Below are 26,047 nucleotides of genomic sequence, written 5' to 3' on the forward strand. Positions count from 1 at the left end.
AACCAAAGAAACAGGCGTCAACCTTTGGCGAGCAAGCCGCTGGCGATTACAAACACCGCACCATCAGCCATTGCTCCTTGCCCCAAGCCTCGAAGCGCTCCAGCACTTCCCAGCCAAGCTTGGCGTAGTAATCCCGTTCACTGTGGGTGTGCAGGAACAACGTCGCAAAACCTGCTTCTTTGGCATGGTTGCAGATGCCTTCGATCAACTGCGCGGCCAACCCCCTTCGTCGGGCATCCGGGTGGACGAATACGCAGGCCAACCACGGGCCGAGCTCGGGGTGGTCGGGCAGGTCGTCATGTGCCAGCGAGGCACCGCCCAGCAGTTGGTCATGTTCCATGGCGATCAGGCATTTCCAGCGGCCATCGCGCTGGCCTGCCGAGAATTCCTCCTGCCAGTGGGCCAATGATTGGTGGGCGAATTCATAGGTAAATTCTCGATACAGCCATTCGGCCATCAGGTTGCATTTATCCATGTGGTTGAGGAGCCAATCCACTTGCAGCATCTTAACCATCCTTCTGTAGTCTTTTTCCACCGCGTATACGGCGCAGATGCCTACCCGCGCTCATTCCCAGCAAATACCCACCTGCAAGGCCTCAACCTATCGTAATCTCGCAGCTGAACAAGCCCAGCCCCGAATCCGGCCGAGATCTCATTTCACATGCCTTCCATTTATCAGCTCAAGCCTGCCTTCCAAAACCTGCTTCGTCCCACCGTACAACGCCTTTACGACAAAGGCATCACCGCCAACCAGGTGACCTTGCTCGCCGGCTTCGTTTCCGTGCTGGTGGGGGCGGTGATTGCATGGTTCGCCAGCCATCCGTGGGTTTTCGTCCTGGTGCCGGTGTGGATGTTCCTGCGCATGGCGTTGAATGCGGTGGATGGCATGCTTGCGCGGGAGTTCGGCCAGCAATCGAATCTGGGCGCCTACCTCAATGAGCTATGCGATATCATCGCCGACGCGGCCTTGATCCTGCCTTTTGCCCTGTTTCCCGATACCAGCCTGTTGCTTGTGTTGTTGGTCACGCTGTTGGCGTTGTTCAGCGAATACGCTGGCGTGCTGGGCGCGATGGTCGGGGCTTCGCGGCGCTATGACGGGCCGATGGGCAAGAGTGACCGCGCGTTTGTGTTTGGCGTGCTGGCGACCGGTATTGCCCTGGGTTGGCTCGGGGCGCTGTGGGTTGATGGTGTGATGGCGGTGGTTGCCGCCCTGCTCGTTTATACCTTGGTCAATCGGGTCCGCCATGGCCTGAGCCAGGTGTCGGAAAACGCTCCCTCAGCATAAGGAAATTGCAATGCGTGAAGCCCAGGAACTGACGTTCACCACCCACGACGGCGTGGAGTTGTTCTACCGGCACTGGCCGGCTGTCGAGGCCACGGCGGGTGAACCCCGTCAGGCTGTGTTGTTGTTTCACCGCGGTCATGAACACTCGGGGCGCATCGCGCACCTTGTGGATGAGCTGGATCTGCCCGCGTTCGAATTTTTCGCCTGGGACGCACGTGGCCACGGCCAGTCGCCGGGCGAGCGCGGCGACAGCCCTAGCTTTGCTACCAGCGCCCGTGACGTGCAGACTTTTTGCGATCACATCGGCGCCACGCACCAGATCGACGAACAGAACATCGCCGTGGTCGCGCAAAGCGTCGGCGCGGTGATCGCGTCTACCTGGGTCCACGACTACGCGCCGCGCATTCGCTCGCTGGTGCTGGCGTCGCCGGCGTTCAAGGTCAAGCTCTACGTGCCTTTCGCCCGGCCGGGCCTGGCGCTGATGCGCAAGTTCCGTGGCAACTTTTTCGTCAACAGCTACGTCAAGGCCAAATTCCTCAGCCATGATCCAGAGCGCGTGGCGTCCTACGACAGCGATCCGTTGATCACCAAGGCCATTTCGGTGAACGTGCTGCTGGGCCTGTACGAAGCGGCCGACCGGGTTGTAGCCGATGCCCAGGCGATCCAGGTACCGACGCAGCTGTTGATCTCCGGTTCCGACTTCGTGGTGCATCGCAAACCCCAGGAGCAGTTCTTCGAGCGCCTGGGCAGCCTGCACAAGGAGAAGCACATCCTGCCGGGCTTCTTCCACGACACTCTGGGCGAAAAGAACCGTGCGCCAGCCATCGCCAGCGCCCGTCGTTTCATCCTACAGAATTTTGCCCGCCCGCTGGAGCGCCCTTCCCTGCTGGACGCCGATCGCCTCGGCGTGACCTGCGCCGAAGCCGAAACCCTGGCGACGCCGCTGCCGCACAACTCGCTGCGTGATCTTTACTGGCGCATGACCCGCGCCAGCATGCGCTTTGGCAGCAAGCTGTCTGCCGGCGTGAAACTGGGCTTCGACACCGGTTTCGACTCCGGCAGCACCCTGGACTACGTCTACCGCAACCGCCCCACCGGCACGTCGGCGCTGGGCAAGATGATCGACCAGAACTACCTGAACTCCATCGGTTGGCGCGGTATTCGCCAGCGCAAGGTGCACGTCGAGGAGTTGCTGCGCCTGGCGATGGCCGAGTTGCGCGCCCAGGACCGCGAGGTGCGCATCGTCGACATCGCCGCCGGTCATGGCCGCTACATTCTGGAAGCGCTGCAAGGCGTCAGCCCGTTGCCGGAGTCGATCCTGCTGCGCGACTACAGCGACATCAACGTGCGCGACGGCAGTGCGCTGATCGTCGAGAAGGGCTTGGGCGACATCGCCCGATTCGTCAAGGGCGATGCCTTCGACCGCCAGGACCTGGCGGCGCTGGAGCCCAAGCCGACCCTCGCCGTGGTGTCCGGCCTGTACGAATTGTTCGCCGATAACCAGATGGTTGGCGGCTCCCTCGCGGGCCTGGCCGAAGCGGTGGAGCCCGGCGGTTTCCTGGTCTACACCGGTCAGCCGTGGCACCCGCAACTGGAACTGATCGCCCGCGCCCTGACCAGCCACCGCGCCGGCCAGGCCTGGGTGATGCGTCGGCGCACCCAGGCGGAAATGGATCAGTTGGTCGAGGCGGCGGGCTTTCGCAAGATCACCCTGCGTGTCGATGAGTGGGGCATTTTCAGCGTGTCGCTGGCGCAGCGGGTCCAGTAATGAGCGCCGTCATCGCTCCGGTCCGCGAACCCGCGCTGCTGAAACCGGCGGTGCTGTGGCTGCTGTTGCTGGCGCCGCTGTTCTTCACCACGTACGGCTTCGCCACCTGGGTCACGGCCCAGCGTGACGACGTCGGCAGCCTGGTGTTCGGCTGGGAAAGCCACATGCCGTTCATGGCCTGGACGATCGTGCCGTACTGGTCGATTGACCTGTTATACGGCCTATCACTGCTGTTGCCCAACAGCCGCGACGAACTCAAGCGCCACGCCTTGCGCCTGCTCACGGCCCAAGGAATTGCCGTCAGCTGCTTCCTGCTCTGGCCGCTGACTTTTACCTTCCCTCGGCCGGAAATGGACGGGGTGTTCGGCTGGATGTTTGACGTACTGGCCGGCTTCGATAAGCCGTTCAACCAGGCGCCGTCGCTGCACATCGCGCTGCTGGTGGTGCTCTGGGTCTGTTATGAGCGCCACCTGCAAGGCGTCTGGCGTTGGCTGATGCACGGTTGGTTCGCGTTGATCGGCGTGTCGGTGCTGACCACTTACCAACACCATTTCGTCGACGTGCCGACCGGCGCGCTGGCCGGGTGGTTGTGTGTCTGGTTGTGGCCGCTGGACCGGCCAAGTCCGCTGTTGAGTGCGCGCCTGGCGACCGATCCAGCCCGTCGACGCTTGGCCATGCGTTATGGCTTGGGCGCGGCGGCGATGTTCATCCCGGCGTTTGCCTACGGTGGCGCGTGGCTCTGGCTGATATGGCCGGCGGTGGCGCTGCTCATGGTGGCACTGAATTATCTGGTGTTCGGCGCGAGCGGGTTCCAGAAACGTGAAGACGGCCGGCTGAGCCCGGCGGTGCGCTGGTTGCTGGCGCCTTATCTGATGGCGGCGTGGATCAATTCCCGCCTGTGGACGCGCAAGCACCCGCAACCTGACCAGATCATGGATGACGTCTGGCTCGGGCGGATTCCTACGTCGACAGCGCTGAAGGACAGCCCGTTCAACGGGGTACTCGACCTGTGCGCCGAGTTGTCCATGGACAGCACGGCAATCGCTTATCGCACCTTGCCTGTGCTCGACCTGACCGCACCGACCACCGAGCAATGCCTGGAGGCCGCGCACAAGATCGAGCACCTGCGCCAGCACGGGCCGGTGCTGGTCTGCTGCGCCTTGGGTTATTCGCGCAGCGCCACCGCCGTGGCGGCGTGGTTGCTAAGCACTGGCCGTGCTGCCAGTGTCGACGCAGCCATTGCGCAGATCCAGCGTGTGCGCCCGCGTGTCGTCCTGCACCCGGCCCATCGCCAGGCGTTGGGGCAAATATCCGCAGGGTTCGGGGAATGGTCATGAGCAGTGACATCGAACTGCACACCGTGGCGAGCTTGTTGCGCCGGGGTCATTCGCTGGATCAGCTTTCCACTGGCCTGACCCTGTTGGCGGCGCTGATCGGCCTGGGCCAATGGCTGGTGGGCAGCGTCGATCCGTGGCTGCTGTTGCTGAGCTTCGGCGTGTTCGTCCTCGGCATGCAGGAAAAATATCTGGCGTTTCGCGTGGCCTTTGATGCCGATCTGTTTCAAATCGTCGCGGATGCCGGCAAGCCACTGACCGAACGCACCCAAGCATTGGACGAGGCCCTCGCCAATCTCGGGCTGCAACCGGCCGAGCGTGGCGGGCGGTCGTGGCCCGAGCGCAGCCACGGCTCGATGCGCCTGCTTCGCCGCCAAGCCTGGCTGGTGTTTACGCAAGCTTTGTTGACGGTGAGCTTCGTCCTGGCCAGTCCCTGGCTGGTTTATTCGGACCTTGGAACTTAAACAGGAAATAAATGGCTTTTGTGGCGAGGGAGCTTGCTCCCGCTGGAGGGCGAAGCCCTCCCCTATGATCTGCCTGATAAACCGCGACCTCAGTGTTAGGGCTACTTCGTAGCCCAGCGGGAGCAAGCTCCCTCGCCACATTGTTTGCCTGCGATAGATGTCGCATAACTTCAAGCTTTCAGGACAAGGAATCCTCATGTTCGAACCCGTGGTCGCCAATCTCATCACCTCCGCCGCGCGGATGGTCACCGGCGCTCGCAGCCTGTGGCTCGGCTGCGCGCCGACGCCGGTACAGCGGATCTATTTCGCCAACCACAGCAGCCACGGTGATTTCGTGTTGCTCTGGGCCTCGCTGCCACCGGCGCTACGCAAGCTCACCCGCCCGGTTGCCGGGGCCGATTACTGGCAAACCAGCCCGATGCGCCGCTACATCATCAACCGGGTGTTCAACGGCGTGCTGGTGGATCGCGAGCGCAAGGACCCTGCCTACAATCCATTGCAGCCGATGCTCGACGCGCTGGAAAACGGCGACTCGTTGATCATCTTCCCCGAGGGCACGCGCAACCCGGACGAAGGCCTGCTGCCGTTCAAGAGCGGGATCTACCACTTAATGAAAAGCCACCCGGAGGTGGAGGTAATCCCGGTGTGGATCGCCAACCTCAACCGCGTCATGCCCAAGGGCCGCGTGCTGCCCTTGCCGCTGCTGTGCACCACCAGCTTCGGCGCGCCGCTGTGCATCGAGGAAGGCGAAAGCAAAGAGCAATTTCTAGAACGCAGCCGTGCCGCGCTGCTGGCACTGGCCCCGGAGCACGTCTGACATGGATCGATATACCTTGATGTTGTTTGGCGGGATCGGCGCGATTCTGCTGCTGGCTTCGTTGATCGGTTTCATTCTCAAGCTGCGGACCAAAGGCGCGCCGAACTCAGTCATCGAGAACCTCAACGCGCGGATCAACGCCTGGTGGATCATGGTGCTGGTGATCGGCATCGCGTTCTGGCTCGGCAACGCGGCGGTAATCCTGCTGTTCTACGCCGTGTCGTTCTACGCGTTGCGCGAATTCCTGACCCTGACGCCGACCCGGCGCAGTGACTATCCTGCCCTCGTGGCGGCGTTTTACCTGGCACTGCCGCTGCAATACCTGCTGATCTACTACGACTGGTACGGGCTGTTCTCGATCTTCATTCCGGTGTACGTGTTCCTGCTGTTGCCGATCCTCGCGTCGCTGGGCGGCGACAGCACGCACTTCCTCGAACGCGCGTCGAAAGTGCAGTGGGGGTTGATGATCGCGGTGTTCTGCATTTCCTTCGTGCCCGCCCTGCTGACCTTGGACATTGCAGGTTTTGAAGGGCGCAACCTGTTGCTGATCGCCTACCTGGTGATCGTGGTGCAGCTCTCGGATGTGTTGCAGTACGTCTGCGGCAAGCTGTTCGGCAAGCACAAGATCGCGCCGAACCTGTCGCCATCGAAGACCGTTGAAGGTTTTGTCGGCGGCATTTTCCTGGCCTCGCTGATCGGCGGCGCGCTGTGGTGGATCACGCCGTTCAACCCCTGGCAGTCATTCCTTATCGCTTTGCTGATCAACCTGCTTGGGTTTGCCGGCGGCATCGTCATGTCGGCCATCAAGCGCGACCGGGGCGTGAAGGATTGGGGCCACATGATCGAAGGCCACGGCGGCATGCTCGACCGCTTGGACTCGGTGTGCTTCGCCGCGCCGATCTTCTTTCATCTGGTTCGGTATTGGTGGACTTGAGATAACCCTGTCCTGAGGCACCGCTTACCTGTGGCGAGGGAGCTTGCTCCCGCTGGGCTGCGCAGCAGCCCCCAGATCTTAGGGCCGCTCCGCGCCCCAGCGGGAGCAAGCTCCCTCGCCACAAAAGCGGTGTGGTGCACATTCAATGCGCCAACATATTGTGATGCACGCTGTACATGATCCACAGCGACAGCCCCACCAGCAGCGCAATCACCACCGCTGAGAACGCCAGCGCCGTCAGGTTCCAGCGTTGCTGCGGTGAGAAGTTCAGGTGCAGGAAATACACCAGGTGGACGACGATCTGGATCACCGCGAATATCGCCACGATCCCGGCCGTCACGGGCTTGGGCAATGTGGGATACATCACCAGGGCGAAGGGGATGACGGTGAGGATGACCGACAGCACGAACCCGGTGAGGTAGGATTTTGGGCTGCCATGGCTGGCATCGACGCTGCTCTGATGACTGCTCATTACATCACTCCAAACAGATAGACCACGGTAAACACACAAATCCACACCACGTCTAGGAAGTGCCAGAACAGGCTCAGGCAGCCCATGCGGGTCGCGTTGACGGTGGTCAGGCCTTTGCGTTGAACCTGGAACATAACGACAGCCATCCACAACAGCCCGGTGGCGACGTGCAGGCCGTGAGTGCCCACCAGGGTGAAGAAGCCCGTGAGGAAGGCACTGCGGTTCGGGCCATAGCCTTCGGCGATGAGTTTCTCGAACTCATGGATTTCCATGCCGATAAACGCAAGGCCGAGAAGGAACGTCACGCCGAGCCAGGCCAGCACTTTTTGCTTCTGGCCAGCGCTCAGCGCGAGCATGGCGAAACCGTAGGTGATGCTGCTGAACAGCAGGATGAAAGTTTCCGTAAGGACGTAGGGCAATTCGAAAATGTCGGCGGCGCCAGGGCCACCGGCGACGCTTTGCCCCAGTACCGCATAGGTCGCAAACAGCGTTGCGAACAAGATGCAGTCGGTCATCAGGTAGATCCAGAACCCGAACAGGGTCATGGAGCTGGCGTCCGAGTGCCCGTGTTCGGATTCCGGCGCGGTGGCGTTGGGTTGAACGAGATTGGACATGATCAAGCCTCCGCCAACATCTTGATGCGTTGATTTTCGATGCGCGCCACCTCCTCGGCGGGCACGTAGTAATCGATGTCGTCATCGGCGCTGCGCCAGATCACGCCGCCGATGGTCGCGACCAACCCGACAATGGCCAGCCACCAGATATGCCACACCAGGGCAAAGCACATGATCAGGCTGAACAGGCTGATGACCAGCCCCATGGCGGTGTTTCGCGGCATGTGGATGGCTTGGAAGTCGGCTTCGATGGCAGTTTTCTGCCCACGCTCCTTAATGCCCCAATAGGCGTCGATGCCCTCCACCACCGGTTGCTGGGCGAAGTTATAGAACGGCGGCGGTGACGCCGTGGACCACTCCAGCGTGCGACCGTCCCATGGGTCGCCCGTCAGGTCGCGGTTCTGGTGGCGGTGGCGGATGCTGAAGTAGAACTGCAAGATCTGGCAGACCACGCCGCACAGGATGATGCCGACACCGATCAACTCCAGCTCCAGCCAGGGCCGCCACTGCGGAACATCAAAGTGGTTCAAACGCCGCGTCATGCCCATGAAGCCCAGGAAGTAGGACGGCATGAAGGCGAAGTAGAAGCCGACAATCCAGCACCAGAACGCCGCCCGTCCAAAGCCGTCATGGAGCTTGAAGCCGAATGCCTTGGGAAACCAATAGGTCAGGCCGCACAGGTAGCCAAACACGGCGCCACCGATGATCACGTTGTGGAAGTGGGCGATCAGGAACAGGCTGTTGTGCAGCAGGAAATCCGCCCCGGGCACCGCCAGCAGCACGCCGGTCATGCCACCGATGCTGAACGTGACGATGAAGCCCACCGTCCACAGCATCGGCGTTTCAAAGCGAACTCGCCCGCGGTACATGGTGAACAGCCAGGTGAAAATCTTCACTCCCGTAGGCACGGCGATGATCATGGTCATGATGCCGAAGAAGGCGTTGACGTTCGCCCCCGAGCCCATCGTGAAGAAGTGGTGCACCCAGACGATGAACGACAGGATGGTGATGACGATTGTCGCCCACACCAGCGAGTGATAGCCGAACAGACGCTTGCGGCTGAAGGTGGACGCCACCTCGGAAAAGATGCCGAACGCCGGCAGGATCAGGATGTACACCTCCGGGTGGCCCCAGGCCCAGATGAGGTTGACGTACATCATCGGGTTGCCGCCCAGCTCGTTGGTGAAAAAGTGCATGTCCAGGTAGCGGTCGAGGCTGAGCATGAACAGCGTCGCGGTAAGAATCGGGAACGATGCAAGAATCAGCACCGCCGTGCACAGCACCGTCCAGGTGAACACCGGCATGCGGAAAAGCGTCATACCCGGTGTACGCATTTTCAGGATCGTGACGAAGAAATTCACCCCGGTGAGCAACGTTCCGACCCCGGATATCTGTAATGACCAGATGTAATAGTCCACCCCGACCCCGGGGCTGTAGGAAAGCCCCGACAACGGCGGATAAGCGACCCAACCGGTGCGGGCGAACTCACCGACCGCCAGGGAAATGTTCACCAGCATCGCGCCGGCCACGAATAGCCAGAAACTCAACGCGTTGAGGAACGGGAACGCAACGTCCCGGGCACCGATCTGCAAGGGCACGACGATGTTCATCAACCCCACCACCAACGGCATCGCCATGAAGAAAATCATGATCACGCCATGGGCGGTGAAGATCTGGTCGTAGTGTTCCGGTGGCAGGTAACCGGGCGAACCGTCGGACGCCATCGCCTGCTGCGTGCGCATCATGATCGCGTCGGAAAACCCGCGCAGCAGCATCACCAGGCCCACGACGATGTACATCACGCCGATGCGCTTGTGATCGACCGAGGTGAACCACTCTTTCCACAGGTACGTCCATTTGCGGCGGAAGGTGATGGCGCCGATGCCCGCCAAGGCGACCAGCCCCACCACCGCGAGGGTCCACATGATGATGGGCTCATCCGTCGGGATCGCCTCAAGGTTGAGTTTTCCAAACATGCTGTTCTACTCCAGGATCTTGTTACTGCCCTTGCGGGGCCCCGACGGGTGATTCGATGCTGCCTTGCATGTGCTCCATGCGATGCTCGACCTCACGGGATCGGTTCATGCCTTCGTACTTATCGATGATGCTCTGGAACAAGTCCGGCTGGACCGAGGCGTAGTGCTCCACCGGGTGCTTGACCGTGGGTCGGGCGAGTCGGGCGTAACTGTCCTTGTCCAACCGCCCTTGCCCTGCGCGGACGTCGGCGACCCACTTGTCGAAGCCCGCCGCATCGGTGGCCAGGGTTCGGAAGTGCATGTCGGAAAAACCCGGGCCGTTGTAGTTGGCGGCGATGCCCCGGTATTCCCCGGCCTCGTTGGCAATCAGGTGCAGTTGGGTCTGCATGCCGGCCATGGCGTAGATCTGCCCGCCCAGTGCCGGTATGAAAAACGAGGTCATGGCACCGTCGGACGTCACGCGAAAGTTCACCGGTGTGTCCAGCGGCATCGCCAACTCGTTGACCGTAGCGATCCCCAGTTCCGGATAGATGAAGACCCACTTCCAATCCGCCGCGATGACCTGCACCACCAGCGGCTTCACGTCCGAATCCAGCGGCCGGTAAGGGTCCAGCGCATGGGTGGACTTCCAGGTGACCACGCCCAGAATGATGATGATCACCAGCGGGACACCCCAGACCACCGTTTCGATCTTTCGCGAATGCGCCCACTCCGGCGTGTATTTCGCCTTTGTGTTGGAAGCGCGGTACTTCACCGAAAAGACGAACGCCATGACGATGACCGGCACCACCACCAGCAACATCAACAGCGTCGAGAGAATGATCAAGTTGCGTTGGTCAACGCCGACCTGTCCCTTGGGATTGAACAACACCATGTCGCAACCGCCGAGCAACAGCATCCCGCCGACCAGCAACAACCTTGATAAGTAACAAGGCAGTCGAGTTCGCATGTCTTACGCTTCGCTTATTGAGTGTTTGCCAGTTGCTGCGCGATCTTGTCTTTGATCGACAGGCGCTGTTCCTTGAGCTTACGGATATCGTCACCCTCGACATTGCCCGCCGAAATCGATTCGGCCGCTAGCACTTGGTTATCCAAATCCGTGTATTCATCGAGCAGGCGATCAAGTTCCGGATCCTGCTGACGACGTTGTTGAACCGCCTCTTTGCTGCAATTCAAATCCTGATAAAGATCATGAGAAGCAGGCATGGCCTTCTCCTTTTAACGGTGTTGTTGGGGTACACGATTTTTAGAATTGGCCCCTTCGGCTAAGTTGAAAGAAACATCTGGAAACGGTGACGAACGGCATCGTGAACAAAAAAAAGCCCACGAGACGTGGGCAAAGGGAAGAGTCGTTTTGACTTGGATCGGGTCAGGAAGATTGTTTGCCGGTGGCCGACGGCATTGCACTGGAATCGACACGGACCGGGTGCTGCTGGACGGCCCGCTCCCATTCCTTGGCATCGTGACTGCAGAAAATTTCCACGTGCCCATCCTGGACCCGTGCCAGCTCCCGCAGCCGTTGCTGATTGCGCATCCGCGCCGAACGATAGGTGTCCATCATGTATTGATAAAACTTCAGCCCCGGCGGACAGCGACGCTCGGCTTGATGGACTTCATCGTGAAAAAAATAGGCATCGCCGGCGTGCAGCAACCAGCCGTCGGACGTGCGCACGGCAATGCCCGCGTGCCCGGCCGTGTGGCCTTGGAGCGGCACCAGGAAAATGTCCTCTTCTTCCGCGCCGATTAATGCGCGCACCGAGTCGAATCCGAACCAGGTGTCGCCATCCGGAGCATAAAACTCCCAGTTATCGACGCCCTGCCACTGACGCGCCTGGAACCGGCGTCGACTGATCCAAGTGTCGGCGGTGCGGGCCGCCGCCATTTCGTCGCGCATGACGTGAACCCGGGCCTGGGGAAAATCCTGCAGCCCGCCGGCGTGGTCGAAATCCAGATGGGTAACAAGAATGTGCCGCACGTCGTTGGCATCGAAGCCCAGCCGCCGCACTTGCTCCAACGCAGTGAGGCGATGCTCGAACTTGATGTTGTTGAACGCGCGGAAAAAACGACTCAGACGCTCGGGCGTCTGCACATCGCGCTGGCCAAAACCGGTGTCCACCAGTATCAGACCGTTGGTGTCGGTTTCAATCAACAGGCAATGACACACCAGGCACGCCGTCAGCCCCCGGCTGTAACCGTCGAACAGCTTTCCGCCCACCGGGCACATGCAACCGCAGTTGAGGTGGTGGATATGCATGGAGGCCTCCTGCACGAATGGCGCGTCGATTTCGGGTTATTTCCGGACTCTAAGAAATCGACAGGAAGGCGACAGGCTCAATTCCGCAAAGGCGACAGGCGGTGCCCATGCCTGGCCAAACCACGGATTGGGCGGGAGCGAGCCTGCTCGCGAAAGCGCTGGGTCAGCTTGCATTGATGTTGAATGTGCCCTCGTCTTCGCGAGCAGGCTCGCTCCCACGGGTATTTTGGTGTTTGAGCGCTCCCTCACCAAAGGGATCATAACCACAGGTTTATGGGTAGCTGAAGCTCTTCACCAACGTCAGCTCCCCCACCGCCCGCATGGGCACCACGAAGGTTTCCATCTTCTCGCTCGGCGTGCCTTCTTCGGTGATGACGGTAACTTTCGCCGTGGTCAGGGCCTGTTGCGCCTGTTCGACTTGTTCGCCATCGCCTTCTTCATCCTCGTCACTGCGATAACCGCCGCCGTAGTAGTTCACATACACCAGGTATTGGCCTTTGATCGGCGCGGGCATGGCGAAGATTTCCGGGCCGTAGCCGGTGGTGACGTCGACGTCGAGGGCGGCGCCATTGGCGACGGCGCGGTCGCCGTACCAGATGTGGGCGCCGTCGGGCGTAACCAGGTGCAGGTCCAGGTCGGTACCATCGCTGTCCCAGGTCAGCAATACCCGCAGCTTGGCCGGGGTCGCGCCGCCGCTGGTGTTGAGGAATTGCGTGCGGTGGCGCTGCTGGCCATCGGCGCTGCGCACTTCCACGCTGTTGCTGCCGTTGGGGAACGAGAACGGCCGATCGAAGCGGCCTTGCTCATCAACCTTCAACGGCAGGCTCACACCGTTGACGATGAGTTGGCCTGGCTCATTGCTCTTCGGCGTGCCTTTGATCTGACCGCTGATGCGCGCCGTATTCGCCTGGCCCTGGGGCGTGTTGACGGACGAGGCCGGGTAGTTGACGGTCTGGCTGAAGCTTTCGCCCTCGCCGCCCGGCGCGCCGCTGCGCCAGCCGCCGACTGGGGTTTCTAGCTTGATCGGGTCGGCGGCCATGGCCGATGGCAACGCAGCGAGGCCGCAAAGCAACAGCAAGACCTGTGGATAACGGAGTGTCATGGTCTATTCCAGCAAGAGGTGACGGGCGAGCCCTTCGATATAGGTTTCGTCCTGGCCGTTGGGGTGAGCTTCAAAGGCCAGGTGCAGATATTCATGGGTCAGGTCGAGGCGGTCTTGCAGCGACAGCACGCCGCGCACGTAGATGCGCTGGCGCTCGCGGTCCACATACGGCCGGCCGAAGGCGACGCGGCACACCGCGAAGGAACTGATTTCGTTGTAGCCCACTTCGCTTTCCAAGCGTTGACGCCAGCCACGTCGCTGCTTCAGCAACCATTCCTGGGCGGCGGGCAATGCTTGGCAGGATGCCACCGGATTGTCCCAACGGCTGAGGCTCGCGCGCGGATAGGCATGCAGCAGGATCGCGTCGTAACGCTGGCCGTCGTGGGCTTGTTCGACGGCTTGGGCCCAGGATAGTTTGTCCGGGCCGGGTTGATCGGAGTGATAAGTGACGTCGGTGCCAGCCAGGACCAGGTCGCTGGTCCAAGCGGCAATGGCCCGGGTTTCAGGCGCCGCCGGACGTGGCGCGACGCGCTGGCGATGGCTGCTGTCGTCGATGCTCAGGCAATCGCCGTTGCGCTGGGCGTTTTGCAGCAGGTAGGTGCGAATCGCCACGGCCAGGGCTTTGGCCGCTTCGGCGGGTTCGGCCTTGGCTTCGCGTTGCAGGACCCGGGCGACGTACTCCTCCCGGTCCAGTCGCGCCACCAGTTTGCCCGGCAGCAGGAACAGTTCGCCGTCGCTGTGGATGTCCAGCTGGTTACCGTTGGTGAACTCGACGCGGTAGTCGCCGCGCAACTGGCCCGGCGTGGCGGGTCGCTCGCCAGCCATCACCCGTTGCAACGGGTAACGGGCAAACAGGTCGACTTCCACGCAGCGTCCGGTGTCCACAGGCCAGCGGGACGGCAGCGCCGTGGCCAAGCCATCGCCGTATTTCTTCAGGACCTGCTGACTGGTGCCGCGGCCACCGGCCCACACCGGGGTGCCATCAGCCAGCCAACCGGCGAAACCGCCTTGGCGCGACGAGGGCCCCTGGTCGCCCAACCAACTCCAGGTCTTGACCCGCAGGCGAGCGCCCAACTGGCCGACCAACCGACCATCCGCCGCGCCGAGCACCACGTCGAGCAATACCCGACGGGCCTGCTCCTGAGCCGGTAGCATCGCCAGCGCCTTGAGCAGTTCGGCCACCGGCACCTGGGTTTGCGGCTGCAAGGTCGGCAGGTCCAACAACCATTTCGGCGCCTGGCGCGCCTGCCAGTAATCACGCCATCCCGGCGCGGAAATCCCGAGTCGCTGGGGTTCGAAATACAAACCACAGGACTTCACCAGCGCCTGATCGCGGCCGATGCTCTGCCCAGCGTTGCAGCAATAGACCTCTTCCTTCGATTCGCCGCGGCATTCGTAAACCGGCTCGCGAGCATCGGTGTCCACCAGCCAGGCGTAGACGAAGAGTTTCCACAAACTGCCCAACGGTGCCTGCAAGGAATTGGTCAACGGCTGGCGATCCAGCACCTGGGTCTGGCTCACCCGCAACAGTTGACCGTCGAAGGCCAGGCGCAACGGCTCCTCCTGCGCTGTCGTCAGCGCAGGAATCAGGCACAACCACCACCAGCCCCAAGCCCTGCGCATGTCAGTTGACCGTCACCTGACCCAGCGCCGGTTTCTGTTCCCGCGCCTGGTTCTGTGGCGCATAGACCTGGGTGAAACGCACCGGCGGCAAGGTGAACTGACCCTTCTGGGAGAAGCGCACCAAATGTCGCAGGCGCAACTCGCCACTGAGGGCATCGACCGGTACCGCGTAGGCCATCTGGCCCGGCTCGAAGCGCGCCTTTTCCAGGGAAGTTGGCTCGCTGTCGGCCTTGCCCATCAACTGGATGCCCCACGTGGTGCGCTCCACATCGGCGCCCGGTGGCAACGGCACTTCGAGCATGCCGTAGCGCAGCGGTGTCGCGGCCTTGCTGTTGATGATCACTTCATCCAGGTAGAGGGCGTCGCTGGACAACGGCTTGTTGCCCACGGCTTCAAGCTTGAACGTGAAAGCCTCGTCGCCCGGCACCAGGCGCGACAGGCGACGGGTGATGGACACCGCCATCGGCGCGACGAGCGCTTGCTGACTCTGGAAGCTCAATGCCGCTTGCAACGGACGCTCCTGGGCGCCGCTGAGCGTCAGCAAGGTCGGCAACTGCGCGCCCTGCCATTGCCAGTAGGTTTCACCCGTGGCGCCTTGCTGGGCTTTCCAACCTTCGCCCGGCGTCAATGCCACGGCCGGCGCGGCCTGTTCGATGCTGCGTTGCAGCCAGGTCAGGGCCAACGCGCGTTCCAAGGTGGATTGCTGCGGCAGCACGCGCTCCAGCAATGCACTGGCGCGGGCCTGATCGAAGCCCTGCAACGACAGCAGCAGTGCTTCCACGAACGGCTGCGAGCTCAGCTCCAACTGCTGTTGCGCGGCCTCGGCCTGACGGCTGAACGCTGCGGGCAACGGCACCTTCGCCTGCTTGGCGAGGGATGCGGTCAGCACCCGGGCGCTGGCCAGGCCGAGGGCCGAATCCGGCGCGTACATGACCAGGCTGTCTTCACCGCTGTCCAGCACGCTCTCGGTGCTGTCTTCACTGGCTTTCGCCAGGTCGTCCATCAGCCCGCTGAGCAAGGTATTCACCGGCAGTTGCATCTGCTTGGCGAACGACAGGATCAACGCCCGCTGCAACAGCGGCGTGTCAGCGGCCTGCTTGGCATAGACCTCCAGCACCCGCTGCCAGTGTTCCGCCGGCAGGTTCAGGTCCAAAGCCTTGCTGGCGTGCCAGTCGGCGTAATAGGCATAAGCGGTGAGGAATGCATCCGGCTCGCCGTCCTGGCCCCACCAGGTGAAGCTCGCCGACGGCCCGGCCATCTGCACCAGGCGCAAGCGGCTGTTCTGCATGATCAACCGCAAGCGGTCGCGGATCTGCGGGTTCGACGCCAGGGTTGGATACGCGATGCTCAATGGCAACAGGCGGCTGGCCGTCTGCTCGACGCCGCCGTACGGGTAGCTCAGCAATTCGTCCAGGGCAGAACGGAACAGCGCTTGCGGGCTATCGTCCAGGCGCAGGCGGATATCGCTGGCGTCGGCCGGCAGGTTCAGTGGTGTGTCGCCGCCGGCCACATCGAGGCGCTGGCCCTGGGTGACTTGCCAACCGTTGCCGATGGCATTGAGGTGCATGGCCAGGGAGTCCTGGGTCTCACCGTTCAACTGCAACTGGACGCTCAAGTCGCCGCTACTCAGTTCCAGGGCCGGCAACGCTACGTAGTTGATGCCATTTTTCAGTTCCGCCACCACGCGCTGTTCGGCGCCGGCGTAGCGGATCAGCAGCTCGGCTTTCAAAGGTTTCTCGGACTGACTGAAAGTGAACAGGCCCAATTGCGGCTTGTCGCCCGTGCGGAAGCGGGTCGGGCCGCTCCACTTCAGGTACAGCGGTTTTTCCGACGCGATGAATTGCTTCTTCTGGCCCACCTGGCCGTCGTCCGCGATTGCCTTGGCGGTGATGCGCCAGCGGGTCAAAGAGTCAGGCATCTTGAAGGTGAAGCGGGCCTTGCCGTTGGCGTCAGTGACCAGCTCCGGTTGCCAGGCTGCGGTGTCGACATCTTCGCGACGCGGCCGCTCCAGCACCTTGACCCCGCGCTCGCTGCGGTTGGCCTTGCCCGGCGCGCCGGGGCTGCCCGGCAGTGCCACGTCGTAGCTGATGAACGACAGGCTGGCGCTGGTGCGCACGTTGTTGCGGCGCGGGTGATAGAAGAATTGGTCGATGGTTGGCGCGACTTCCGGTTGCAGCGCGTAGACCATCTCATCGACAACGCTGACGGTCAGGTGCGCCGGGATCGCCTTGCCTGCGAACTGGGTGCCCAGGTCGACGGTCACCGTGTCGCCGGGGCGATAGGTCGCTTTGTCGGTGGTGATCGCTACGTCGATCTGCGGCGCGACGACCTTGATGCCTGCGTTCTGGAAACTGTACTGGCCGCCCTTGGTGTACAGCACGGAGAAGGTCAGGTTCGGCGCGAAATGATCCTTCACGGCGATGCGTGCGCGGTACTGGGTATCGCTGAGTTTTTCCATCTTCAGCCAGTCGGCGCCCTTGGAGAGCATCGCGGTGGCCTCGACCTTGTCCCGCTCCAGTGACAACAGCGCGTCGCTGACCGGCTCCGGGAAGGTGATCAGCGCCAGGGCTTCGTCACCGGTCTTGTACTCGGCTTTATCGAGGACGATTTCGACCGTGCCCGGCACGGCCTTGATGCCTTCGCCCGTCACCGCATGGCTGGTCGCGCCGATGGCCCGTCCATGATCGTCCTTGAGCGTGAGGTTGTAGGTGCCGGGACGGTCGAAGGTCAGGCTGAAGCCCTTGTCGTTGGCGGCGAGCTTGCCTTCGCCGGTGGTCTGGTCTTCCAGACGCACCCAGGCGTAGCTGCCCGGTGTCACGGCCTTGCTTTGTTCGCTGCCCCCTTCGTTGGCGTAGCTGAACGCGACTTTCTCGCCGGCTGCGCTGAAACGTCGAGGCGCGCCCAGGCGGAAATTCGCCGCGCCGCGGTCGATGAGGATTTCCTTGGTGGTCTTGACCCGATACGCCGCGCCATCACTGGCGAACACCGTGAGCGTGTAGCGGCTCGGTTTGTCGGCGGCCGGCAAATCGAGCGTGGCGTTGCCCTTGTCATCGGTGGTCACTTCGCTGCTGGTCAGCTCGACCGGGAATTGCCCAAGGTATTGCAGCTCGTTATCCACCATCGACAACTGCTGGGCCCGCAGGCTCAGGCTGACCTTGGCGTTCGCCACTGGCTTGCCGTCCGGGTACAGCAGCACCAGATTGCCCTTGACCGGCTCACCGGTGCGGTAATCCTGCTTGGCCAGGTTCAGCGCGATCTCGAAATGCGGCTTGATGTATTCGGCCACGCGGAAGGCGCTGCTGTAGAGCTGGTCCTTGTAGCTGAAGCGCAATTCATAACCACCGGCCACGGCATTTTCCGGCAGTTGGAAACGACCTTGTGTACCGGCCTTGGAATCGAGCGTCAGGGCCAGGGTTTGCAACGCCGTGCCGGTGGCATCGAGCACGCTGACGTTGACGTCGGCGGCCGCTGGTTGCACCGAGTCGCGGGCGTTCTTGAACTCGCGACCGACGATTTTCAGCGACACCCAATCTCCTGGCCGGTACAGCGGCCGGTCAGTGAAGGCGTAGAGCTTGGTGTCGTAGATTTCGCTGTCGTAGTAAAAGTTTTCCGAGACGAATACTCCGCCCTCTTCGTCTTCACCGATGACAAACGAACGCTCCGGGCTGACGTGCTTGAGACGCACCAGGCCGTCTTCATCAGTGGCACCGCTGCTCATCACGCCCAGGCCGTCGGTCCACAGCACATTGACCTTGGGTACCGAGCGCCCTTCATGCTTGCGCGCGGCCCAGACCAGCAATTCGTCCCCGGCGATCTTGCTTACGGCCACGGTATTGGACACGAAAACCATGGTGGTCGCGCGGTATTTGCCAATCAGCGCTTCCACCAGGTACAGGCCCGGTTTCAACTGCCCCAACGGCACGTAGACGTTACCCGGCGCGACGCTGACGAACTCGCTGGACGAACCGGCCAGGTTGACGCCGGCTGGCGGCTGGATCGGCTTGGCCTGCCACAGCGGATAGCGGAACTGGCTGACCACCGGCAAACCGGGGATCAAGGCGAATTGCGCCGGCGCATCGTATGGCGTCGGCGCGATCAGGGCGTTGCCGATCTTCAGCTCCGGCACCTCTTCGGTAACCTGCTGGCGGGATTCGTAGGAGAACGCCCGCTGCATCACGCGACGGGATTTGCGGTACCAGTTGTCCCACAGGTACGCGAGGGTGTTGGACAGGCCTTCACCCTTGAACTGGCCGTCGCTGACCACCCTGTGGAGGTTCTTTTGGCGCTTGAGGAACTCCAACGGCTTTTCGATCCGATAGACCCGGATATCAGCACCGCCGTAGGGCTCCATGCGAAACCGTCGGTAATCACGCCCCGGGGCTTCGAGGCGGACCATCGCCTGCTCGTCGCTGGCGAAGCTGCTGTCGGCCAGCAGGAAAAAGCTTTCGCCGGACACCGGCGTATAGCCGCTGGGCTCCACGGTGTCTTCGGCATTCACGAGGGGCGCCAACAACAGAGCAAACAGCAGGGGCAGTTTCGAACACAAGCGCAGCATGCGGGCACCGGTCATTGGGTGAGAAAGTTGAGTCGATAGACGCCGATGAAGTTGGGGTTGGCTGCGTCGGGTATCCATCGGGTGTCCTTCCAGTTCATGAGTTGTTGCAGGCTTGCGGAGCGCATGCCGTTGTCGGTTGGGGTGGTGGTGCCGGTGTGATAGGCGATGTAGCGGCCCATCCAGATCATCAAGTGTTGATCGTCGCCCTGATCGAAGAACATCAGGTCGCCGGGGCGGGCCTGGGTGACATCCCGGCCCACCAGGCGGCTGTTGAACTGGATCAGCTTGATCGCATTGACGTAGGGCCCGATCTTGCCGCCGCCCTGTTGCCATTGCTGGGCGAGACGCCGTTGCGCATCGCTGAGGGGCAGTTCCGGCGGCAGGTAGCGATTGGACAAGCCATTGCTGCGCAGCCATTTTTCATCGTGGACCTTGAGCGCTTCGTTGGCCGCGAAACGCACCAGCCCGGCGCAGTCCTGCTGGTACCAGCGCGGGCTCGGGCCTTTGGTCAGCTGTTCCTGGGCGATGCGCACGAACCAGGCGCGAAAGACTTGGGATTGCTGTGCATCCAGCGCCGGCGCCTCGACGGCAAGCGCCGGCCCGCCGAGCAGCAAAGCCAGCAGCAACGCCCATGCGCGGTTGCGAATCAATCCCGTCACAGCGCTTTCCATTCCAGCGGCAACCACTGCCAGCGACCGTCCGGCTCGCTGCCTTCAGGCAATGTCAGGGCGTATTTGCCATAGCCACCGAGGGTGCGCAGTTTAGGGATCAGATAGGTTTGCGCGGCGTTGTAGAACACCGGCTCCATGTCTTGAGGCAGGCTGTCGAGGGTTTCGCGTTGCATCAGTTGCGCCATGGAATCCGGGCCGAAGTAGACCGGCATCAGCAAGTCCTTGGGCACCACGTCGGCCATGGGCGGGAAGCGCTTGTCGAGGGTACCGAGGGCTTTGTCGACCAGCTTGTCATCAAGGGAGAACAGCAACGTCGAACCGTGGCGCGCCAGGCTCACGCGCATGAACGCCTTGCCGGTGATCGCTTCAGGCTGCTCCGCCTCTTTGGCCGCGTAAGGGCCGAAGTTGGTGCTGACCTGGCGTTGCCATTGGTGCGTCGAACCTTGTTGTTTCTCTACCACCGGGAACGCGTGTTCAGCGACGTTGTTTTCATACGCCCCCACCATCGAACCAAACAGGTTGCCCAAATCGGCGTCGAGCTTGCCATCGTCTTCGTTCAGGCTCGCCACCAGCAATGGCGTGTACAGGCGAGAATCGGCGTACCAGCACAGGCCCGCCGCGCCCGCCACATGATCAACCATGGCCTGGGCGGCTTTTTCCTCGGCGCCCAGTTTCACCAGCAACGGTTTCTGCTGCTCGGCGGCCAGGGGCAACGCTACGCAGGCGCTGGCGCCCATGGGCATGGCTTGCCAGATCGGCTTGAAATCGAAGTCCGGCTGGTTTTCCAGTTCGTCCATGGCCAAAAAGCTGTGCCAGCCCTTGTCGTCCATGTCGAAGCGCAAGCCGGCGAAGTTCGGGATGAAACGCTGGTAGCCCATGGCAAGCACACTGGCGTTGACCGAGATGCGCTGCTTGACCTCGGGTGCCTTGGCCGCCAGGCCGAATGCTTCGGGGAAGAGTTTTTCCCCCGCCAGCAGGGCTTCTAAGGCCTGGGTCGAAACCATGCCGGCTTCATCGGTAGGGCCATGGCCTTGGTCGTACAGCTTGCTCGGGTTGGAGAGCACGACGAGTTTGTCGCCGTGGGAGGCGAAAACCAGGGATTTGCTGGCGTTATAGCTCAGTTGATAGAGCGCGACCTCATCGCCGCTCACCTTCAGGTCGCCGAGCTTGCTCAACTGGGTGTCATCCAGGGCGACTTTCGCCAGCGGTTCCAGGACCTTGGCCAACCCGCCGCGATCCATCACCAGCAGGAAATCCTTGAGACGACCGTCCGCCCCGCGCCACAAGGCCACGTCCGCCGGCTGGTCGAAAAGCTGCTCGATCAGGCTGTCCTGCAGCTTGAGGTCATGCTCGTAGATGATCCGGCGCAGGCTGCCGATCAGGCCGAGACGGTCGGCGTGGGCTTCGTAATAGAAGACAAAATCTTCGGTGAGCGTGGCCTTGAGAAACGGCACCGTTAACAGGTCCTTGGGCAACTGGCTCAGGGAATGCGCCTCGATCAAGCCGTCGGGACGACTCACGCCGAGTTTTTCCAACGCCAGCGCCATGGGCGGGGCCTTGGGCTTGGTCATGAACCAGCCCAACCCGGCGGCAGCGCCGGCCACCAGGCACAGCCCGATCAGAATCGCCGGCCAACGGCGCCCAGGTTTGGCGACAGGTGTCGGCGTGGTCGGGGAAGCAGTGTTGTCGCTCATATTCACAAGGGCCTATTCATCCGTGGAGCGGAGTACTTAGTAGTTGAACGTCTTGACCAGCAGCAGATCGCCAATGGCGCGCAGGGGCACGACAAAGGTTTCGCGTTTTTCATCGACGGTGTTTTCGTTGAGCACCAGGTTGATCTGCGAGGTGATTACCTCGTTCTGGTTGCTGGCTTCGTCGAAGTTGTAGCCGCCGCTGCCGTAGTTGCCCCAATAGTTCACGTACACCAGGTAAGTGCCGTGCATGGGTGCGGTCATGGTGAACATCTCGGGGCCGGGGCCGTCGACGCCGTCCGGGTCGAGGCCGCCGCCGTTGGTCAGGGCCGGCCGGCCGAAAAAAGCATGTTGGCCGTCGGGTGTGACGATATGCAGGTCGAGTTCGGCTTTCGGATCGTCCCAGCCCAGCACCACGCGGATTTGCGCCGGAGTGCGCAAGTTGTTGGCTTCATAGAATTGCACGCGCTTGAGGGACTGGCCTTCGGAGCTGCGCACCTCGACGCTGTTGGAGCCGGCGCCAAACGCGTACGGCCGGGCGAAACGCCCCTCGTCATCGGTGTAGAGATTCAGCGGGTTGCCGTTGACCGACAAACTATGGGGCTGGCGCGCCGTGCCCATGTCCTTGATCCGGCCTTCGATCATCGTGCGGTTGCGCTGCACGCCCCGATCGATCGGTGGCGTGGGGTAGGCGACTTGCGGGTTTTGCGTGCGATCGAGCAAGCCGTGGTAACGCCAGCCGCCGACCGGCTCCGACATTTCAGCCGAAGGCCCGGCCCACGCCAGCGGCGCGCCGAGCAGCACGATCAACAATGAAAGAAAACGCACTATGCCTCCTGCCATGCACGACGCAACCCGGCGCCCTTCCTCGGCGCTGCTTGTCATTGTTCGGGTTTCGTCTGAAGGCCCCGTCGCAAGAGGGCCGTAGATGGCGCGAAGAGTAGCCATTTGACGGATTTTTCACAATCGGGGGACGCGCGATTCTGTGTGGGAAATCACGTATCGAAGCTGATGTGAGCCGAATACGGAACCCGACGTCACTTCTGACGAAGTCCCGTGGCGAGGGAGCTTGCTCCCGCTGGGCTGCGCAGCAGCCCCAAACCCGCCGTGTTGATCCAGTTTGCGACCGCTGCGCGCGCGAGCGGGAGCAAGCTCCCTCGCCACAAAAGCACTGGATCATAGCCTGCGTTACCCCGCCCTGATTTGCCCGAGCACCCCATGTCTGCTAGTGTCGCGCCGGTTTAACAGTCAACCGGAATAGCCGCCATGGCCCGCAAAAAAGCTGCATTGGATTTCGAACAATCTCTGGCCGACCTGCAGACGCTGGTCGAACGCCTGGAGAACGGCGAACTGTCGCTGGAAGACTCGCTGACTGCTTTCGAGCAAGGTATCGGCTTGACTCGCGACTGCCAGGCAGCGCTGGCCCAGGCCGAGCAGAAGGTACAATTGCTGCTCGAACGCGACGGCGAGCTGACCGAAGAACCTTTCGACGCGGAACAGCCTGAATGATCGGCGCCTATCAGGCCAGCAGCCAGGCCCGGGTCAATGCTGCACTGGAGACCCTGTTCAGCGCCCCGAGCCCGGAACTGGCGCGCCTGTACGAAGCCATGCGCTACAGCGTGATGAACGGCGGCAAGCGCGTGCGCCCGCTGCTGGCCTATGCCGCGTGCGAAGCCCTTGGCGGCGTGGCCGAGCAGGCCAACGGCGCGGCCTGCGCGGTCGAGCTGATTCATGCCTATTCCCTGGTGCATGACGACCTGCCCGCCATGGACGACGACGACCTGCGTCGCGGCCAGCCGACAACCCACAAGAAATTCGACGAAGCCTGCGCAATTCTTGCGGGCGACGGTTTGCAGAGCCTGGCTTTCAGCGCCCTGCTGGACCCGACCCTGAGCGAATGCCCGGCGCAGGTTCGCCTGGACATGGTCAGCGCCCTGGCGTTGGCGGCGGGCCCGGCCGGCATGGTGGGCGGCCAGGCCATCGACTTGGGTTCGGTGGGCCTGAAGCTGGATCAGAGCGCGCTGGAATACATGCACCGGCACAAGACCGGCGCTCTGATCGAGGCCAGCGTCCGGCTCGGCGCCCTGGCCAGCGGCCGGGCCACGCCGGAACAACTGCAAGCCTTGCAGACCTACGCCCGGGCCATCGGCCTGGCGTTCCAGGTTCAGGACGATATCCTCGACGTCGAAAGCGATACCCAGACCCTGGGCAAGCGCCAGGGTGCCGACATTGCGCGCGACAAGCCGACCTATCCGGCCTTGCTCGGCCTCGATGCAGCCAAGGCCTACGCCCTGGAACTGCGCGACCAGGCCCTGGCCGCGCTGCGACCCTTTGACGCGGCGGCCGAACCGTTGCGCGATCTGGCGCGTTATATCGTCGAACGACGCAGCTGATCCACGGTCAACCCATTTAAGTGCGTATCGGCCAAGTTCCGGCCGACGCGTGGGCAGCTTGCGATGCATAAGGTAAACTGCCGCCTCTTTCTATACCTATAACGATTCGCCTGATGCCCACGACGTTTCAAGAGATCCCCCGCACACGCCCGACCACGCCCCTGCTGGACCGCGCCAACACGCCGGACGGCCTGCGTCGACTGGGTGAAGCCGAGCTGGAGACCCTGGCCGATGAGTTGCGCCTGGAACTGCTCTACACGGTCGGCCAGACCGGTGGGCACTTTGGCGCGGGCCTGGGCGTCATCGAGCTGACCATCGCGTTGCACTACGTCTTCGACACCCCGGACGACCGGTTGGTATGGGACGTCGGGCACCAGGCGTATCCGCACAAGATCCTCACCGGTCGTCGCGACCGCATGGGCACGTTGCGCCAGAAGGACGGTGTCGCCGCCTTTCCGCGCCGCTCCGAGAGCGAATACGACACCTTTGGCGTCGGTCACTCCAGCACCTCCATCAGCGCCGCCCTGGGCATGGCGATTGCCGCCCGCCTGCAAAACAGCGAGCGCAAGGCGATTGCCGTGATCGGCGACGGTGCACTGACCGCAGGCATGGCCTTCGAGGCGCTGAACCATGCGCCGGAGGTCAACGCCAACATGCTGGTGATACTGAACGACAATGACATGTCGATCTCGCGCAACGTTGGCGGATTGTCCAATTACCTGGCGAAGATCCTCTCGAGCCGCACCTACGCCAGCATGCGCGAAGGCAGCAAGAAGGTCCTGTCGCGCCTGCCGGGCGCCTGGGAAATCGCCCGACGCACCGAAGAATATGCCAAGGGCATGCTGGTGCCCGGCACGCTGTTCGAGGAGCTGGGCTGGAACTACATCGGCCCCATCGACGGCCATGACCTGCCCACGCTGATCGCCACCCTGCGCAATATGCGCGATCTCAAGGGCCCGCAGTTCCTGCACGTGGTCACCAAGAAAGGCAAAGGCTTCGCCCCGGCGGAAGTCGATCCGATCGGTTACCACGCCATCACCAAGCTTGAACCCCTGGATGCCCCAGCCGCCGCGCCGAAAAAGACCGGTGGGCCGAAGTATTCCGGCGTGTTCGGCCAATGGCTGTGCGACATGGCCGCCGCCGACCCGCGCCTGGTGGGCATTACCCCGGCGATGAAGGAAGGCTCCGACCTGGTGGCGTTCAGCGAACGCTACCCGCAGCGTTATTTCGACGTAGCGATTGCCGAACAACATGCCGTGACCCTTGCGGCCGGCATGGCCTGCGAAGGCGCCAAGCCGGTGGTGGCAATCTATTCGACTTTCCTTCAGCGCGGCTATGACCAACTCGTCCACGACGTGGCTGTGCAGAACCTCGATGTGCTGTTCGCCATCGACCGCGCCGGGCTGGTGGGCGAAGACGGCCCGACCCACGCCGGCAGCTTCGACTTGTCCTACCTGCGCTGCATCCCGGGCATGTTGGTGATGACGCCGAGCGATGAAAACGAACTGCGCAAGATGCTCACCACCGGCCACCTGTTCAATGGCCCGGCGGCAGTGCGCTACCCTCGCGGCACCGGCCCGAACGCGACGATCGAGGCTGACCTTGAGCCCATCGAGATCGGCAAGGGCGTGATCCGCCGTCAAGGCAAGCAAGCGGCCCTGTTGGTGTTTGGCGTGCAGTTGGCCGAAGCCTTGAAAGTCGCCGAAAAGCTTGATGCCACCGTGGTGGACATGCGCTTTGTCAAACCCCTCGACGAAGACCTGGTGCGCGAGATGGCCGACAGCCACGAACTGCTGGTGACCATCGAGGAAAACGCCATCATGGGTGGTGCCGGCGCCGCGGTCAGCGAATTCCTGGCGCGGGAAAACATCCTCAAGTCGGTACTGCACCTTGGGCTGCCGGATCTCTACGTCGAACACGCCAAGCCTGCGCAAATGCTGGCCGAATGCGGGCTGGACGAGGCGGGGATCGAAGCGGCGGTGCGACTGCGGTTGCAGCTGTTGGGCCTGTAACTCTTCAGACCACACGGCCCCCCTGTGGGAGCGGGCCTGCTCGCGATAGCGGTAGACCAGCCGATGCTGTGTTGACTGACCA

22 protein-coding genes are annotated in these 26,047 nt (G+C 62.4%); 9 read left to right on the forward strand and 13 right to left on the reverse strand.

What is annotated here, in order from left to right:
- Positions 1-46 precede the first annotated feature (46 nt).
- The gene (locus J3P90_RS22840; RefSeq protein WP_434609323.1) at positions 47-505 is read right to left on the reverse strand and encodes a GNAT family N-acetyltransferase; all 459 of its coding nucleotides are present in this window, start codon (positions 503-505) and stop codon (positions 47-49) included.
- Between the two features lie 156 nt (positions 506-661).
- On the opposite strand from J3P90_RS22840, the gene J3P90_RS22845 reads away from it, so the two are divergent.
- The 6 genes from J3P90_RS22845 (at position 662) to J3P90_RS22870 (ending at position 6,602) form a co-directional block, all read left to right on the forward strand.
- Positions 662-1,285, forward strand: a complete 624-nt coding sequence (locus J3P90_RS22845; RefSeq protein WP_420767576.1) for a CDP-alcohol phosphatidyltransferase family protein — start codon at positions 662-664, stop codon at positions 1,283-1,285.
- 10 nt (positions 1,286-1,295) lie between these two features.
- Positions 1,296-3,053 (forward strand): bifunctional alpha/beta hydrolase/class I SAM-dependent methyltransferase, encoded by a 1,758-nt coding sequence (locus tag J3P90_RS22850; protein ID WP_434675436.1) that lies wholly within the window; start codon positions 1,296-1,298, stop codon positions 3,051-3,053.
- Positions 3,053-4,390 (forward strand): phosphatase PAP2/dual specificity phosphatase family protein, encoded by a 1,338-nt coding sequence (locus J3P90_RS22855; RefSeq protein WP_434675437.1) that lies wholly within the window; start codon positions 3,053-3,055, stop codon positions 4,388-4,390. The genes J3P90_RS22850 and J3P90_RS22855 overlap by 1 nt, the downstream gene beginning before the upstream one ends.
- Positions 4,387-4,851 carry a hypothetical protein gene (locus J3P90_RS22860; RefSeq protein ID WP_434649915.1) on the forward strand — a complete coding sequence of 155 codons (465 nt, stop codon included), beginning with the start codon at positions 4,387-4,389 and terminating at the stop codon, positions 4,849-4,851. Before J3P90_RS22855 ends, J3P90_RS22860 begins: the two co-directional genes overlap by 4 nt.
- Positions 4,852-5,047: 196 nt before the next feature.
- Entirely contained in the window at positions 5,048-5,668 is a 621-nt protein-coding gene (locus J3P90_RS22865; RefSeq protein WP_434562094.1) for a lysophospholipid acyltransferase family protein, read from the forward strand.
- A 1-nt stretch (position 5,669) separates the two neighbouring features.
- Positions 5,670-6,602 carry a phosphatidate cytidylyltransferase gene (locus J3P90_RS22870; protein ID WP_039594237.1) on the forward strand — a complete coding sequence of 311 codons (933 nt, stop codon included), beginning with the start codon at positions 5,670-5,672 and terminating at the stop codon, positions 6,600-6,602.
- A 142-nt stretch (positions 6,603-6,744) separates the two neighbouring features.
- Here J3P90_RS22870 and cyoD read toward each other — a convergent pair whose 3' ends face one another.
- The 12 genes from cyoD to J3P90_RS22930 form a co-directional block, all read right to left on the reverse strand.
- Positions 6,745-7,074, reverse strand: coding sequence for a cytochrome o ubiquinol oxidase subunit IV (gene cyoD, locus J3P90_RS22875; RefSeq protein WP_434675438.1), 330 nt, complete (start codon positions 7,072-7,074; stop codon positions 6,745-6,747).
- Complete coding sequence (gene cyoC / locus J3P90_RS22880) at positions 7,074-7,688, reverse strand: cytochrome o ubiquinol oxidase subunit III (protein WP_434609307.1); 615 nt, start codon at positions 7,686-7,688, stop codon at positions 7,074-7,076. The genes cyoD and cyoC overlap by 1 nt, the downstream gene beginning before the upstream one ends.
- Positions 7,689-7,690: 2 nt before the next feature.
- Positions 7,691-9,664, reverse strand: coding sequence for a cytochrome o ubiquinol oxidase subunit I (gene cyoB, locus J3P90_RS22885; protein ID WP_434675439.1), 1,974 nt, complete (start codon positions 9,662-9,664; stop codon positions 7,691-7,693).
- A gap of 22 nt (positions 9,665-9,686) precedes the next feature.
- Entirely contained in the window at positions 9,687-10,613 is a 927-nt protein-coding gene (gene cyoA, locus J3P90_RS22890; protein WP_420767569.1) for a ubiquinol oxidase subunit II, read from the reverse strand.
- 14 nt (positions 10,614-10,627) lie between these two features.
- Positions 10,628-10,870: a YdcH family protein gene (locus J3P90_RS22895; RefSeq protein ID WP_420767568.1), complete on the reverse strand. Its 243-nt coding sequence runs from the start codon at positions 10,868-10,870 to the stop codon at positions 10,628-10,630.
- Between the two features lie 163 nt (positions 10,871-11,033).
- Positions 11,034-11,918, reverse strand: coding sequence for an MBL fold metallo-hydrolase (locus tag J3P90_RS22900; RefSeq protein ID WP_434675440.1), 885 nt, complete (start codon positions 11,916-11,918; stop codon positions 11,034-11,036).
- A gap of 271 nt (positions 11,919-12,189) precedes the next feature.
- Entirely contained in the window at positions 12,190-13,020 is an 831-nt protein-coding gene (locus J3P90_RS22905) for a YfaP family protein (protein WP_434675441.1), read from the reverse strand.
- 3 nt (positions 13,021-13,023) lie between these two features.
- The gene (locus J3P90_RS22910) at positions 13,024-14,643 is read right to left on the reverse strand and encodes a DUF2300 domain-containing protein (protein WP_434675442.1); all 1,620 of its coding nucleotides are present in this window, start codon (positions 14,641-14,643) and stop codon (positions 13,024-13,026) included.
- Position 14,644: 1 nt separating this feature from the next.
- Positions 14,645-19,213 (reverse strand): alpha-2-macroglobulin family protein, encoded by a 4,569-nt coding sequence (locus J3P90_RS22915; RefSeq protein WP_434676599.1) that lies wholly within the window; start codon positions 19,211-19,213, stop codon positions 14,645-14,647.
- Positions 19,210-19,869: a DUF1175 domain-containing protein gene (locus J3P90_RS22920; protein ID WP_420767564.1), complete on the reverse strand. Its 660-nt coding sequence runs from the start codon at positions 19,867-19,869 to the stop codon at positions 19,210-19,212. Before J3P90_RS22920 ends, J3P90_RS22915 begins: the two co-directional genes overlap by 4 nt.
- The gene (locus J3P90_RS22925; protein ID WP_434562086.1) at positions 19,854-21,563 is read right to left on the reverse strand and encodes a DUF2138 domain-containing protein; all 1,710 of its coding nucleotides are present in this window, start codon (positions 21,561-21,563) and stop codon (positions 19,854-19,856) included. Before J3P90_RS22925 ends, J3P90_RS22920 begins: the two co-directional genes overlap by 16 nt.
- A gap of 36 nt (positions 21,564-21,599) precedes the next feature.
- Positions 21,600-22,391 carry a YfaP family protein gene (locus J3P90_RS22930; protein WP_420767584.1) on the reverse strand — a complete coding sequence of 264 codons (792 nt, stop codon included), beginning with the start codon at positions 22,389-22,391 and terminating at the stop codon, positions 21,600-21,602.
- A 435-nt stretch (positions 22,392-22,826) separates the two neighbouring features.
- Here J3P90_RS22930 and J3P90_RS22935 point away from each other — a divergent pair, with 435 nt between their 5' ends.
- The 3 genes from J3P90_RS22935 to dxs all read left to right on the forward strand — a co-directional run bounded on the left by J3P90_RS22935 (position 22,827) and on the right by dxs (position 25,965).
- Complete coding sequence (locus tag J3P90_RS22935; protein ID WP_003185917.1) at positions 22,827-23,069, forward strand: exodeoxyribonuclease VII small subunit; 243 nt, start codon at positions 22,827-22,829, stop codon at positions 23,067-23,069.
- Entirely contained in the window at positions 23,066-23,953 is an 888-nt protein-coding gene (gene ispA, locus J3P90_RS22940) for a (2E,6E)-farnesyl diphosphate synthase (protein WP_420767562.1), read from the forward strand. The genes J3P90_RS22935 and ispA overlap by 4 nt, the downstream gene beginning before the upstream one ends.
- A gap of 113 nt (positions 23,954-24,066) precedes the next feature.
- Complete coding sequence (dxs, locus tag J3P90_RS22945; protein WP_434609290.1) at positions 24,067-25,965, forward strand: 1-deoxy-D-xylulose-5-phosphate synthase; 1,899 nt, start codon at positions 24,067-24,069, stop codon at positions 25,963-25,965.
- Positions 25,966-26,047 lie beyond the last annotated feature (82 nt).

The sequence above is a fragment of the Pseudomonas sp. D3-10 genome (assembly GCF_051132175.1).
Classification (GTDB): domain Bacteria; phylum Pseudomonadota; class Gammaproteobacteria; order Pseudomonadales; family Pseudomonadaceae; genus Aquipseudomonas.